Annotated in this window: 11 protein-coding genes; all 11 read left to right on the top strand. The window is 56.5% G+C overall.

Annotated features, from left to right (window positions below):
- Positions 1-1,052 precede the first annotated feature (1,052 nt).
- Positions 1,053-3,674, top strand: a complete 2,622-nt coding sequence (locus tag VGE80_RS22300; protein ID WP_440594177.1) for a hypothetical protein — start codon at positions 1,053-1,055, stop codon at positions 3,672-3,674.
- A 4-nt stretch (positions 3,675-3,678) separates the two neighbouring features.
- Positions 3,679-4,704: an ABC transporter ATP-binding protein gene (locus tag VGE80_RS22295; RefSeq protein WP_373649781.1), complete on the top strand. Its 1,026-nt coding sequence runs from the start codon at positions 3,679-3,681 to the stop codon at positions 4,702-4,704.
- Entirely contained in the window at positions 4,697-6,355 is a 1,659-nt protein-coding gene (locus tag VGE80_RS22290) for an ABC transporter permease (protein ID WP_373649780.1), read from the top strand. The genes VGE80_RS22295 and VGE80_RS22290 overlap by 8 nt, the downstream gene beginning before the upstream one ends.
- A 118-nt stretch (positions 6,356-6,473) precedes the next feature.
- Positions 6,474-8,270, top strand: a complete 1,797-nt coding sequence (locus VGE80_RS22285; RefSeq protein ID WP_440594176.1) for a HEAT repeat domain-containing protein — start codon at positions 6,474-6,476, stop codon at positions 8,268-8,270.
- Positions 8,271-8,445: 175 nt separating this feature from the next.
- Positions 8,446-8,841, top strand: a complete 396-nt coding sequence (locus VGE80_RS22280) for an NADH-quinone oxidoreductase subunit A (RefSeq protein WP_373649778.1) — start codon at positions 8,446-8,448, stop codon at positions 8,839-8,841.
- Positions 8,832-9,407, top strand: coding sequence for an NADH-quinone oxidoreductase subunit B (locus VGE80_RS22275; protein ID WP_373649777.1), 576 nt, complete (start codon positions 8,832-8,834; stop codon positions 9,405-9,407). Before VGE80_RS22280 ends, VGE80_RS22275 begins: the two co-directional genes overlap by 10 nt.
- 112 nt (positions 9,408-9,519) lie before the next feature.
- The gene (locus VGE80_RS22270; protein WP_373649776.1) at positions 9,520-10,014 is read left to right on the top strand and encodes an NADH-quinone oxidoreductase subunit C; all 495 of its coding nucleotides are present in this window, start codon (positions 9,520-9,522) and stop codon (positions 10,012-10,014) included.
- 53 nt (positions 10,015-10,067) lie between these two features.
- On the top strand, positions 10,068-11,288 hold the full coding sequence (gene nuoD, locus VGE80_RS22265) for an NADH dehydrogenase (quinone) subunit D (protein WP_373649775.1): 1,221 nt from the start codon (positions 10,068-10,070) through the stop codon (positions 11,286-11,288).
- A 183-nt stretch (positions 11,289-11,471) separates the two neighbouring features.
- Positions 11,472-11,945 (top strand): NADH-quinone oxidoreductase subunit NuoE family protein, encoded by a 474-nt coding sequence (locus VGE80_RS22260; RefSeq protein WP_373649774.1) that lies wholly within the window; start codon positions 11,472-11,474, stop codon positions 11,943-11,945.
- 91 nt (positions 11,946-12,036) lie between these two features.
- On the top strand, positions 12,037-13,371 hold the full coding sequence (gene nuoF, locus VGE80_RS22255) for an NADH-quinone oxidoreductase subunit NuoF (protein ID WP_373649773.1): 1,335 nt from the start codon (positions 12,037-12,039) through the stop codon (positions 13,369-13,371).
- Positions 13,372-13,436: 65 nt separating this feature from the next.
- Positions 13,437-14,850: 2Fe-2S iron-sulfur cluster-binding protein (locus VGE80_RS22250; RefSeq protein ID WP_440594175.1), on the top strand; the 1,414-nt coding region annotated here is incomplete at its 3' end.

The raw sequence follows: 14,850 nt of genomic DNA, 5'->3' as shown, positions 1-14,850 counted from the left end.
CAGCACCACAGAACTTGATCCATCGCATAGAACAACGTCTCCTTCCCTTGGGAATCCCAAAATGAATGAGTCTTCATTGACTCATCCCCGACTGAGTTGGCGAGCCTAGGAACCCCAGGCGGCACTCCGCTATCCCCGGAGTCTGCAATCCGCCCGCGACGCGCGTCGCAGTTCTGTCGGCTCTCAAAAAACCGAACTCAGTCGTCTCAATCACGGTCCATCACGGTCTCTTCTCATTCATCAGACGCTTCAGTCGAAAACCGACTGAGCAGCTTTCACAGCCCACGCTGCGATCGTTTCATCCTGCTTGCAGGGTTGTCGTTCTGAGCGGGTCTGGCAGTTGAATCGGCGGGAAGAGCGGCTGCTCTTGAGAAACACAAGCCTGTATTTCACAAGGGAGTTGCGTCATTTTGCGCTCGGGTTATAGCGCATATAACAGTCAGTTAAGCTGTACCCGACTTTACCGCCGACAAATGCGGAACATCTTTCCAATCGAGCGTAACATGGGATATATACGAACCTTTAGGTAACATGCAGAGATTCGTCCTGCGAATTCGGGTTCTTCCTTAATTACCAATCTCAACACCTCCTGACGGCCTCAAAGACCGCCTGCGTGGCGGAAGTTGGGGCAGAACAGTATCCTCCATCAGGTCACTTTCAGCCTTCACAACAACATTCACGAATCCGTTGAACTTCAAATCGATTGAACTGCACCTTGCCCCTGCGCGAGTGGCAGTCTTCGTTCCCTCTTCCTACGGGACCAGACGACCATGTACGTAAGTGCTCGAAACCGGGTCTCACGCAGTGCTGCGGCCGCGACGTTCGCCCTGACGACATTCACTCTGCGATCTTCCCTGCCGGCCCCGTGACCAAGTGGGCACCAGCGTCCCTCGAGTCCGCCGATCGGAACTGCAACGCACGTCCCATCAGCCGCTTGAGCTACCAATCCCATTGCCGACGGTGACCGTCTCAGCTCAAACAGGGTCGTCCGAACAATCGCCTCGAACCCGACCCTGGCAAACCTGGTCGCCCCATCCTGAAGTCAATTTCCCATGCAGAATCTTTCGTGGCACAAGTCACCCGTCGTTCGATTGAGACTCGCGAACCTGCTCGTCCTGATTGCGTTTTTTCCACCCGGATTCGTTCGTGCGCAAACAGAGGCCGAAACGACGACTCCGGCGCGACAGGAACAGTCAGAAGACGAATCAGGAAACGATTTCCGCTTTTCGATCGCCTGGGTTTCTACCGGCGGCAGTTACATTTTCGTTCCCGAGAAATGGAGCGAACTGCACATCAACCTCGTTAACTCCCGCAACGAACCGCGAGAACTGGTCTGTGCGACCTACTTCGATGAGCAGCCGACATTGCAGTATTCCAGACGGGTCTGGGTCCCCGCCAAGTCGACGCTCAGCATTTCTCATCCGGTCGTGATCCCCAAGACGGATCCTGCCAAAGGGCGAGCAGTCAGCTTGCATACACTGGTCCTGGATGCGTCATCCAAAGACGAGGTGTTCCTCAAAAATCAGTCAGGGCAGAATCTGCACGACGGCGTCCTTAATGTCACGCACGCCACTCGTAACACGGGAGTCATCGGAACAAGCACCGGTGCGGAAGAAATCCCCTCCAAGGCGATTTCCGATCTGATCCGGGCCAGTCGCGTCTCGCAACAATTGCCCAATGGCTATGTCCTGATGCTCGACACCTTTCTCCCGGGTGACATCGGTGGGCTGGATGGTTTCGATCAGATGGTCATTGTCGACAATCGAATTACCGATGACTTTGCCGCACTGTCTGCACTGCGGGCGTGGGTTAACTCGGGCGGTCGACTCTGGGTTATGCTCGATAAGGTCGATCCCGTTGTTCTTGAGCGGATCCTCGGCGACGACTTTGCCGGGGCCGTCATTGACCGGGTTGGTCTGACATCGGTTCGCGTCGATAAGCTGCCGACGCTCGCAGATCTCCAGGGGGTCGTCGGGGAAACACGTCAGTTCGAAGAACCGGTCGATTTTGTCCGGATGGACGCTTCCAATCTCGATGTCACCCATGCAGTCAACGGCTGGCCTGCCGCGATGTCGAGACCGTGCGGTGAGGGGCGCGTGTTTATCACGACGCTAGGAGCACGGGGCTGGATCGTCCCGCGACCGGAGACAGAGAAACAGTCCGCTGACCCGCTCTACCAGACCGAATTTGTCCCGACGGCGCCGATGTACGACATCGCGGCGGACTTTTTCAGCCGGCGTGAGGCGGACCTGCTTCCCCCCGCCAACGTAGAGCCACAGATGAGGGAATACGTTGGTTACACCATTCCGTCCTGGAATCTGGTCGTCGGAATTCTGTTTGGATTTTCCGTCCTGCTCGTCGGAAGCAGCCTGGCGCTGCTCAAGACAGGTCAACTCGAGCACCTCGGCTGGATCGGGTCGCTATTCGCCATCCTGGCCAGCATCCTCTTGATCTCGATTGGCCGCACATACCGACACGCGATTCCCCCCACGGTTTCCTCGTTGCAACTGGCCCGAGCCGTTCCCGGAACTGATGAAGTCGTACTGGAAGGAATCATTGGAGCCTTCCATCCCGAGGGGAGCACAGAGCGCATTGAGGTGAACAAGGGGGGGCAGTTCATGCCCGACATGGCTGGCCTGGAAGGGTCCGCCCGCCGGATGGTTTCAACAGATCTCGGAACGTGGCATTGGGAAAACCTGCCTCAACCCGCCGGCCTTCGAACGGCACCATTCCTCCGGTCAGAAACGGTGCCTCAGCGACTGGAAGCCCGCGCGACCTTTGATGCCAGCGGTGTCACAGGAAAATATACGGGAATCTTGAAACCCGGTACCGACCCACTGATCGCCACTCATGAAGGCCGGCTCGGTGTGACACTGAATTCCAGTGGAACCTTTTCCGCACCAGCGGAAGCCGTCTTCAAAAGCAATCAGTTCCTGAGCGCCGACCTCATCAGCGATGAACAGGATCGACATCGCAGAACGTTCGAAAAACTTCTCGCGAACCCGAAACGCAAAGACTACCCGAATCGCCCGCAACTGATGTTCTGGTCTGACGAATGGGCTCCCTCGATTCGCTTTGGCGAAAATCTCCACTCCCGTGGCGCAACTCTGGTGGCAATCCCGTTGATTCTGGAACGCCCCGAAGAGGGGACCGAGTTCCTTATTCCTTCGCCGTTCCTCTCGATGCACAACCGGACCCACCCGGACGGAACTCCCGCATCGACGATGTGGAGCTACACACAGCAGGAGTGGCAGGAACGAGCCCAACCGGGCACGAGCTGGCTGAAAATTCAGGTCCCGAAAGAACTGCTGCCACTTCAAGCCAGTCGCGCTCGAATCGATTTCCGAGTCTCAGGTCCCGTGGGGCGTATTGAAATTCTGGGATTGAAGGACGGCCAGGTGACCTCAGTCCAGGCAGTCAATGACCCTGTCGGAGAATTGGCGATTGATGTAACGGACACGGACATCCTGAAAATTGCTGAGGACGGAGAACTGACTCTGGGCCTCATCGCAGGAGACACCCGCCGTAAAGAAGCGGTCGGGGATGCAGCAGGGGGGAAGAAATCATTGGGAGATAACGCCTTTGACCCAAGCTCAAAAGTCAATTACTGGCGAATCGAATCAATGACGCTTCAGCTTTGGGTCAAAGCAACAGAACAAGTCGCGAAGGATTGAACACATGAAATCGAATCCACCGTCCGAAACAGCAAATGACACCCCCGTTGTAGAACTGCGGAACCTGACGAAAGAGTACGGTTCGTTCAGAGCACTGAATGACCTGACCCTGACACTGAACGCGGGACAGATCCTTGGTCTGATTGGCCCCAACGGGGCGGGAAAGACGACCGCGATCAAGATTCTCGTCGGTCTGATTCGACCGACATCGGGAACAGCCAGCATTGCCGGTGTCGACTGCGTCCGTGAGTCAGCCAAAATCAAGCGTCTCGTGGGGTATATGCCTGACAAGTTCGGCTCTTACGACAACATGCGTGTGCGGGAATACCTGGACTTCTTCGGGGCCGCGTTCGGAATCGCGCCCGGGCCTCGGTCAAAACGAATTAACGAGGTCATGGCGACAACCGGAACCGAGTATATGAAGGATCGCTTTGTCGAAAGTCTGAGCCACGGGATGCAACAGCGTGTCGGTCTCGCCCGCACGCTGCTGCACGATCCCAAGGTTCTGATCCTCGACGAACCCGTCAACGGCCTTGATCCCCAGGCTCGTATCGAGATGCGAGATTTGCTGATTCAACTCGCACGTCAGGGGAAGACTTTGATGGTGACCAGCCACATTCTTCCCGAGCTGACACGCATTTGTGATCGCGTCGCCATCATGACGCACGGAACCCTGCGTGCCTTTGGAACTGTTGCGGAAATTGGACGCCAGGTCAGCCAGCAACGGACCATCGAATCTCAACTCGTCTCGGCAGAACAGGTGCCGCAAGCGGGCAACATCATCCGGCAAGCCATCGAGCCCGGTGCTGATGTTGTTGAATCCCCCGCCGAAGCTACGGTCCGCTTCCGCACAGCACTACCGGAGGCCGAACTCAGTTCGGTCCTGGCGCAACTGGTTCAATCGGGGATCCGGGTCACACAGTTCCGCGAAGTGCAGACAGACCTGGAAGAAGCCTTCATGTCCTTTACACGCCCCCCTGTGGCCGTTGCGTCCAAGCCAGTGAAAGCGGGAGGTCCCGTTCATGCTTAAAGCGATGGTGTTACGAGAACTCACGACACTGCTGCGTCGCCGACGAATGATGACACTGCAATGCGGGCTGGTCATCCTCTTCGCCGTCCTCGTCGCGCTGCGGTGGCCCACGGATGCACGGGTCGCCCTGTCGGGAAGCCGATCCCAGCAGGTCTTTCAGCTATTTGCTTACGGCCTGCTGGCGACGCTGCTGCTACTGCTGCCCGTCTTTCCCGCAACCAGCATCATCCGCGAAAAGATTCAGGGAACGCTCGCGCTGCTGCTCAATACACCCCTCGGCCCGGCTCGAATCTTCTTCGGGAAGCTGGCAGCGGTGCTCGCCTTCGCAGGAATCATCCTCGTGATGAGTCTTCCAGCCGCGAGTGCCTGCTACGCCATGGGGGGACTGTCTCTCTACAACGACATTGGCAAAGTCTATCAGCTACTGGTGCTGGTCGCCGTTCAGTACGCAGTGCTGGGCCTGCTGGTCAGCAGTTACGCCAGTTCGATCGATTCCGCTGTCCGGATCACCTACGGTGTCGTCCTGTGTCTGTGCATTCTGACGCTTGGTCCTCATTATTTCTTTCAGGGAACCAATGGGACACTGGCAGATCTCGGTGAAGTACTGCGCAGCCTCTCTCCGTTTGCAGTGATGCTCTCACTGACAGGAGCGGGTGACTTAGGCAGTCAGGGATTGCTGTCGCACAAAGACCTGCTCGGGCAGTTCACGATCGCCTCACTGATCATCTCGGTGGTGGCATCGATCTGGACGATGTCTCGACTGAATCACACCATCTTCGACAAGGCGCGGGCCGCAGGAACGATCAGCGATGATCAGCCCGGCGCGGTCCAGTACTTCCGTCGACTCTTCTTTCTGGTGGATCCACAGCGCCGTTCCAAAGGCATTTCCGGGCTTGTGAATCCCGTCATGATGAAGGAATTCCGTTGCCGTCGCTTTGGCAGACTGCACTGGCTGTTGCGTCTCGTCGCATTCTGTGCCGTCCTGTCTCTCGCCCTCACCTACGCGACCACAGCGGGAACTTTCAACTGGGGCGTGGAAACCATCGGTGGCATCATGGTTGTGATGCAGGTGGCCCTGGTCGTACTCGTCACTCCCAGTATGTCCGCTGGTCTGTTGAGCAGCGAACGCGAAAGCCGGGGCTGGCAACTCCTGCAGGCAACCCCCATGTCCATCACGCGGATCGTCTGGGGCAAGTTGCTCAGCGTTCTGCTGCCGCTGATGTTGATCCTGTGCGCAACATTGCCCGGCTATCTGATCATGGTTTACATCGAACCGGGAATGAGTCAACAGGTCACCCGAGTCGTGGTTTGCCTCGCTGCCACAGCGGTGTTCGCCATGTTGTTAAGTGCCGCTGTTGGCAGCCTCTTCTCCCAGACAGCCCCCGCCACGGCCGGAGCTTATGGCCTCCTGCTGTCGATTTGCGCGCTGCCGCTGCTCGTGTGGCTGGGCAGAGATGCTCCATTCGGCCACAAAACTGTTGAAACGGCACTGACGGTCAACCCGATCGCAGCAGCTCTGTCCGTCATACGGATGCCCGGATTTCAAAACTATTCATTGATCCCTGCAAACTGGTGGATTCTGGGGATTGGCTCAGTCCTTTCGCTGGCCGTTCTGCTGATGCAGACGTATCGAATCTCGCGGCCAAAGTAACGCAGGGCCATTGCGCCGAAGCTGCCTGTGTCTGGTGTTTTCATAGCGGCAGAGCGGGGGGCCTGACGAGTTCACGCCCCTCTTTACACCTCGATGTCTGCACCGGACGGAATCAAGAATGCTGTTAACTGACAAGAGACGATTTGCCATGTTGTATCGTATCTTCACCTTCGTAATCGTCTTCACCATCGCAATCGTGTCGACGGCCTGCGCTGAAATCGTGCCTGATTTCCTGATGGACTCAGACCCCGATTGCCGACCGCTGCCGCCGGCCCCGGTCCAGCCGATGCCGAAGCACCTTCAGTTGTGGTTTGAAGTTCTGAAGCGGCCCGAGACGGACTATCAGCGGATGGCCGCCGAATCGATCTCGCTTGCGCACAAAAAGGGAGTACCAGACCTGCTCCAGGCGATTCCTACTCTCGAAACCATTCTCACAACCGAATCAACGCATCCCGCAGCTCGCTATGCCGCGGCCCGAGCTTTGATCACGCTTGATTCACGCGATTCCGCCAGCAAGCTGCTGGAATGGTCCCAGAAGGGGGGATCCGATCTGCGGCAACTCGTTGAGCCTGCGCTGGCGGACTGGGATTTCGAACCGATTCGCACTGTCTGGAAGGAACGACTGGACGCATCGAACAAGCAGCATCGTCGCGAACTGCTGCTGGCGGTCCGAGGCCTCGCCCGAGTTCAGGAAGTGAGCGCCCTGCCAACGCTTAGAAACATCGCTCTTGATGTCGCTCGATCTCCCGATATTCGTCTCGCGGCTGCGGCTGCGGCCGGTGCACTGGCGGAAACCGGCCTTGAGTCCGACGCGCAGTTGCTTCAGGCAGAGAAACGGAAGTCCCCGATTATTAATCGCCGCTGCGCCATCCATCTGCTCCAGCGTCACTCCAGTGAAGCCGCAATCAAGTCACTGCTGGAGCTCGCAACCGAACAGGAACCCACACTCGCAGCGGCCGCCCTCGAGCGACTCAACCAGATCGACTCTCATCTGGTGCTGCCACTCGCCGAGGGGGCGATGAAAAATCTGGACGCCAATGTCCGGATGCAGGGGGCCATTGCCTACATCAAGCTGCCGACGACCGACCGAATCCCCGCGCTGGCAGAGCTGCTGAATGACCTTCATCCGGGAATTCGGCAGCATGTGTCTACGGAGCTACTCCGACTGGCCCAGGATCCCGCGCTTGACGAAACGATTCGATCTACATCCATGGCCATCGCGCAGCGTGATCAGTGGCAGGGACAGGAACAATCCGGCTTGTTACTCGGGTCCCTCGAACACCAGCCTGCCTCAACTCGATTCGTCGAACTGCTGGAATCAGAGCGGCGCGAGGTGATGGTGAGTTCCGCCTGGGCCTTACGCAAGATTGCCGACCCTGCGACGGCTTCCGCCATCGTGGATAAGATTCGCAGACAGACCATCGCGCGCAAGAACGTCTATCCCGCGGGGCTCGATCAGCAAGTCGCCCACCTCCTGGAGGCGTGCGGAAAAATGCAGGTCAAACAGGCCGAGCGGGACATGATCGGGTACATCCCCAAAGTCGGAGCCATGGGTGAGCGTTCGCGAGGAGCGGCGATCTGGGCCTTGGGCAAGTTACACACGGGAACGCCGGATCCCACCGTGGCCGAGCTGCTCATCGATCGCGTGAACGACGAAGGGACGATGCCTCCAGAGTTCATTCTGATCAAACAATTGAGCATCGTGTCGCTGGGGCGGATGAAAGCCCAAGAGTACGCGCCGGAATTTCGGAACCTTCTCGAAAAAGGGAATTCTAACGATGCCATTTCACTCGCAAGGCGGTGGGCATTAAAAGAACTCACAGGGGAGGAATATCCTTTACCGGAAGCGGATCCGATCGGCCCAGGAACGTGGTTTCTCAATCCACTGGTCCGTGCTCAGACCAATTCTCCCTGAAGAAAGCGGCTGGTTCCCGTTTCCTGCGAAAGATTGCGTTGCAGTTTACCGGGGCCGGTCCTAGAATCCCGAATCGACCCGACTCATGTGGCGCGAATCTTGCATTTCGACCGCCGCATAGTGGAACCTCTTCCCTTATGGGAAGCCATTTTACGAAGGACCAAGGCTGCAACGCATGGAAAGTTCGTATCCGATACTGCTGTTCGTCGGGGTTTTGGTGGGGTTCGTCATCACGAACCTGACCATCATCCACATCGTCGGCCCTCGCAAGAAAACGGCTGTAAAACAGATGCCGTACGAGTCGGGGATGGATCCAGTCGGCGATGCACGTCAGCCTTTTGACGTCAAGTTTTATCTGGTCGCCATTCTGTTCCTCGTGTTTGACGTGGAACTCTTGTTTTTGTACCCATGGGCCGTTGCGGGTTACCTCGACGACTCGACAGGCGCTAATCCCGTAGGCGTTCCTGTCGAATTGCGAGGCACTGTGTTCGGTGTCATGCTGGTCTTTATGTCGACACTCGCAATTGCGTACGTCTACGCATGGCGAAAAGGGGTCTTCAAATGGCGATGAAAGACGTTCCCGACAATGTCTTTATGACAAGTCTGGATGCGGCAGCAAGTTGGGCCCGATCCAACAGTCTCTGGCCAATGCCGTTTGCCACCGCCTGCTGTGGTATTGAACTGATGGCAACGGCATCTTCCCGCTTCGACCTCGCCCGGTTCGGTGCCGAAGTCATGCGATTCAGTCCACGTCAGTGCGATCTCATGATCGTCGCAGGACGCGTCGCCATGAAGATGCTTCCCGTGCTCCAGCGTATCTGGCTGCAGATGCCCGAACCCAAGTGGTGCATCAGCATGGGCGCTTGCGCCTGCACCGGCGGTGTGTTCGACACCTATGCCGTGGTGCAAGGCGTCGACCGCTTCATTCCCGTCGATCTTTACGTTCCCGGCTGTCCTCCCCGTCCTGAGCAATTGATGGCAGGCATCATCGCCTTGCAGGACAAAATCAAGAACGGGGGCACCCTGAACGGAACTGAGTTTGGCAAACGAACCCAGCCAACAGGTCCCGCTCCATTCGATCTGGATGAACTCATTCGCATCCGCGAAGCGAACGAAAAACTTGTTGCGTTGAACTGAAGTTGAATGACACCGCGGCGACCCACAGGGGCTGCCGCTGAATGGCTTCTCACAGAGCCTTTTGACCGTGTCTTGAAACCTTGATCCACTTATTCAGTCTGGTTGACAAACAATGTCTGCTGAAGAGGCCTTGAAGGCAACATATCCCGGCGATGAACTGACTTTCAGTCAGTTTCGTGACAATCGACGCGTGGTCGTTCCAGCAGGAAAGCTGTTTGAAATCCTGGCTTTTCTGAAAAACGAGCAGCACTTCGACATGCTGTCAGAGATCACCGCCGTCGACTACCTCGAGTACGAGGGAGCGAAAGACCGGTTCGGCGTGGTCTATGTCCTCGTCAACACGAAAACGGGCGAACGTCTGATCCTGAAGACGCACGTGAATGATCCCGAGCCGCTGCTTCCATCGGTCTATTCCCTGTGGAAATCGGCCGACTGGCTGGAACGTGAAGTTTATGACATGTTCGGAATCCGGTTCTCGGGCCACCCCGATTTGCGGCGAATTCTGACCCCGGACGAATTCACGGCTTATCCGCTGCGAAAAGACTACCCGCTGAAAGGCCGCGGCGAGCGTCACAACTTCCCTGTGATCACTCGCGCCGAAAGCTGACGGCCGCATCTTTGTTGCGTGTCTGATTTCCAACAACCGTCCAAGAGACGATCATGCCTTTTGAAGTTTCTGATCTCGCTGAATTGGATGCCCCCGATAAAGAGTATCTCTGGACACTCAACTTCGGACCTCAACATCCTGCTACGCACACCACCCTCCGTCTGGTACTGACGCTGGATGGTGAGACCGTAGTCAACGCGGTGCCACACATTGGATATCTCCACTCCGGGTTTGAAAAACTCGGTGAGCATCTCGATTTCAATCAGTACGTCACCATTGTGGACCGGATGAATTACATTTCTCCGCTTCACAATGAGATTTCGTGGCACCACGCTGTCGAGAAGCTGCTCGGAATCGAACTGACTCCTCGGTGTAAGTATCTGCGAACGATCCTCGCCGAATTAATGCGAATTCAGGACCACCTGCTGAACACCGGCACCTGTGCGCTGGACCTGGGTGGTTTCACAGCGTTCCTTTACTTCTTCCGTCAGCGCGAACTGATCTACGACATTGTCGAAACTGCCTCGGGCCAGCGCTTCCACACGAGCTATACCCGAGTGGGTGGCGTCGCTTTCGACGTCAATAATGCCTGGGTCGACAAGGTTCGCAGCTTCGTCAAGGGCTTCGCAGCGGTTCACGACGAAGTCCATCGGCTGCTGACCCGCAACCGCATTTTCATCGAGCGAGTCAAAGGAATCGGTTACCTGAGCACCGAAGATGCCATCAACATGGGCGTCACCGGTCCACTCGCCCGAGCCAGCGGCGTCCTGCGTGACTTACGTAAGGACGAACCGTATCTGGCGTACCCTGACCTCGACTTCAAGGTTATCGCCTCGAAAGACGGCGATTGCTACGCACGTTATCTCGTCCGCATGCAGGAAATGCTCGAAAGCATCAAGATCATCGAGCAGTGCATCGAGAACATCCCTGAAGGACCGGTCAACGTCGACGCCGGAAGCAAGGCTGTCATCCCGGCGAAACCAGCGGTCTATCGAAGTATCGAAGGCCTGATCCAGCACTTCGAAGTCATGATGCCCAACCGCGGGTTTCCAACTCCGAAGGAAGAAATCTACGCAGCGACCGAATCGCCGAACGGTGAACTCGGTTATTACATTGTTGGCGATGGCAGTCCTCGTTCCTATCGCGCACGGACACGACCACCCAGCTACATCCACTTTGCAACCTTCCCGCACATCATCAAGAACCATCAGCTCAGTGATGTCGTTGCGGTATTGGGTAGCCTGAATATCATCGCTGCTGAACTGGATCGGTAACCCCGAACCCGGTCCGGCAGTCACCACCGTGCTGCCAGTGCGGTGACTTATAACGATGTTTTGTTACGAGCCGACTTACGAGCCTGATAAGCCGTGATCAAGCAACCGAGCCGGTGTCCCCTGTAAAAGCGGACTGGTTGCAGGCTTTGTCTGAAGTCACTTATTCGCGAAATGAGAGAAACGATGGGAGTGTTGAGCGAGGAACTGCGAAACCAGATTCGGGCGCTGTTTCCCAACTATCCGAATAAGCGAGCCGTTGTGCTGCCAGCCCTGCACCTGGTGCAGGATGCAGAGCGACACGTTTCGATTGAAGCCGTTCGCGAGATCGCCGAACTGCTGGAACTTCGTCCTGCCGAAGTCCACGACACGATGACGTTCTATCAGTTCTTCAAAGACGAAAAGCACAAGCTGGGGAAGCACCGAGTGTGGGTCTGCCGCAGCATCAGCTGCATGCTGCGAGGTGGCGAAGAACTGCTGCAACACATGTGCGAGAAGCTGCACGTTCACCCAGGCGAAACCTCTGCGGACGGCAAGGTCACAATGGAATTCGCCGAGTGCCTCGGTGCGTGTGACGGTGCCCCGTGCATCTTGGTCGACGACGAAGCTCACATGAACATCACGCCAGAGAAGGCGGATGAACTTTTGAAGTCCCTCTAAATAAAGAAATGGGTGATCCATCGAGTTGATCAACCGATGCAGCAATCGTAATTCAACATCGTTCCCCGATTGGAAATCCCTTTAAAACACCATGGCTACTTTTGAACCAACACTGCTGGCGCGGATTGGCAAGCCCGACAGCCAGTCGCTCGAAACCTACCGGAAAGACGGCGGATACGAAGGCTTCAAGAAGGCCCTCGGAATGGCGCCTGTCGACGTCATCAATCTGGTGAAAGACTCTGGACTCCGCGGTCGTGGTGGGGCAGGCTTTCCCACCGGACTGAAGTGGACGTTTCTGCCCAAGGATCATCAAGGTCCCATTTATCTCGCCATCAATGGCGATGAATCGGAACCGGCCACGTTTAACAACCGAATCCTGATGGAAATGGATCCGCATCAGGTCCTTGAAGGGATCGCCATCAGTTGCCATGCGATTCGTTCAAACAAGGCTTACATCTATCTGCGTTACGAGTACGGACGCAGCTACCGCGCTCTTAAGAAGGCAATTGAAGAGTGTTATGCCGCTGGCTTGTTCGGCAAGAACATTCACGGCACCGGCTTTGACCTCGATGTCGTTCTGCACAGGGGTGCTGCAGCCTATATTTGCGGGGAAGAAACGGGACTGATCGAAAGCCTCGAGGGGAAGCGTGCCTGGCCACGCATCAAACCCCCATTCCCTGCAATCGAAGGTTTGTTCCGTAAACCCACCATTGTTAACAACATCGAGACGATGGCCTGTGTGAAACAGATCCTCGACCGTGGCGCCGAGTGGTTCAAAAGCATGGGTGTTCCGCCAGACCCCAATAACCCTCGCGATGCAGGAAGCTATGGTCCGAAGCTCTACTGTATCAGCGGCCACATCAACAAACCGGGGTGTTACGAACTACCGATGGGCGTCACCTCACGCCAGTTGATTGAAGAGCAAGGTGGTGGTGTCTGGAAGGGTCGCAAAGTGAAGGCCGTTGTTCCGGGCGGCATCAGCATGGGCTTCATGACTGCCGACGAACTTGACCTGCCACTGGACTTCAACGGGCCCGGAAAAGCCGGCTGTCTCGGTCTTGGTACAGCAGCTGTCACGGTCATTGATGATCAGACAAGTATGGTCGATGTGCTCTTCAACTGTGCCCGGTTCTTCGCTCACGAATCGTGCGGACAATGTACGCCGTGCCGCGAAGGGACTGCCTGGATGCACAAGATTCTAACCCGTATTCGTATGGGCGAAGGGCAGATCCGCGACTTGGATCTCCTGACCGAAGTGGCTTCGTCGATGGGGATCATTCCCGGAACCACAATCTGTGGTCTTTCCGACGGTGCCGCATGGCCAATCAAGAACGCAATCAAGAAGTTTAGAGGCGAGTTTGAAGACTACATCAACTCGGGCCTCAAGACGGTGAAGTCAGCAGAAGCACTGATGGCAGTGCATTGAGTCGTGAAATGGTCGGTTCGACGCGACAGAGTTTCCTAACACTAGCGATAATCTACTAATTTCCCATGCCTACCGTCATCGTCAATAATAAGCCTGTCGAGATTGGCTCTTCCGAGAAGCTTAACTGCATTCAAGCGGCTGAGCGGGCAGGGGATACCATTCCGAGTTACTGCTGGCACCATGACCTTTCCGTCGTGGCCAGTTGCCGCATGTGTCTGGTGGAAGTCGGAGAGAAAAAGCCTGACGGCACCATCGTCATGCAGCCTAAACTCTCGCCCGGCTGCCAAACTCCGGTCAAAGACGGCACCGTCATCGTCTCGAACAGCGAAAAGGTGCTCGCTGCACAGAAGGCGACGCTGGAGTACCTGCTGCTGAACCACCCGCTCGACTGCCCTGTCTGTGATCAGGCTGGCGAATGCGGTCTGCAGGACTACAGCTACACCTACGGGCGTGGCTACAGCCGTCTGCAGGAACCAAAGAACATTAAGCCGGACAAGGACTATATCGGCGATCAGATCACGCTGTTCACCGATCGCTGCATCATGTGCACCCGCTGCGTTCGGTTTACCCGCGAGATCAGCGGAACGGCCGAAATGCAGGTCATCAGCCGCGGCACGCATGAAGAGATCGATATCTTCCCGGGCGAACCGTGTAACAACAAACTCGCAGGAAACGTTGTCGACCTCTGTCCGGTCGGGGCTCTGTGCAGCAAGGACTTCCTCTACCAGCAACGCGTCTGGTGGCTGAAATCCAAGAACAGCGTCTGTCCTAACTGCAGCACGGGTTGCAGCATCACCGTCGATCAAAACGACGATGTCCTCTACCGCTTGAAGCCACGTGAAAATCCCAAGGCTCAAGGCAGCTTCATGTGTGACGAAGGACGGTTTGGATGGAAGTACATCCATTCCGATCGTCGCCTGTCGACACCAGAACATCGTTCTGGCGGAAAGACCGTCTCGAACGACTGGGATCAAGTGCTGTCCGCACTTCAGTCCACGATCGCCAGTCTGGCCACCAAGAAGTCAGAAGTTTTCGCAGTTTCCATCTCTCCCTGGGCGACTGTCGAAGAGGCTTACCTGCTCGCCAAGTTCGCCCGACAGCAGCATCCGAACGCTCGTTTGACGCTCGGTCCGGTCCGAGTCGTAGGCGAAGACGACCACTATCCAAAGGACGTCCACGGCAACGCTGTCTCTCCCGCCAAGTTCACGATCCGGGCTGAGAAGTGTCCGAACCGACTCGGGGTGGAAGCCGTACTCAAGCACTTCCAGGGCGAAGTCATTCCATTCTCGACGCTGCTGAAACAAGTCCAGGGTGGCGAAGTTAAGTCGCTGTATGTTCTGGGCGGTGATCCGGAAGGCTCAATCAGCGATTCCGACGTCAGCGTACTCGACAAACTTTCGCTGCTCGTTGTGCAGGATCTGCTCTCCAGCTCCGCAAGCGACAAGGCTCATTTCCTCCTGCCAGGGGGTGCGTGGGCCG

Source organism: Schlesneria sp. (genome assembly GCF_036405755.1).
Lineage (GTDB): Bacteria > Planctomycetota > Planctomycetia > Planctomycetales > Planctomycetaceae > Schlesneria > Schlesneria sphaerica.
The sequence above is the reverse complement of the archived record's forward strand: the minus strand, read 5'-3'. Positions and strand labels throughout refer to the sequence as shown.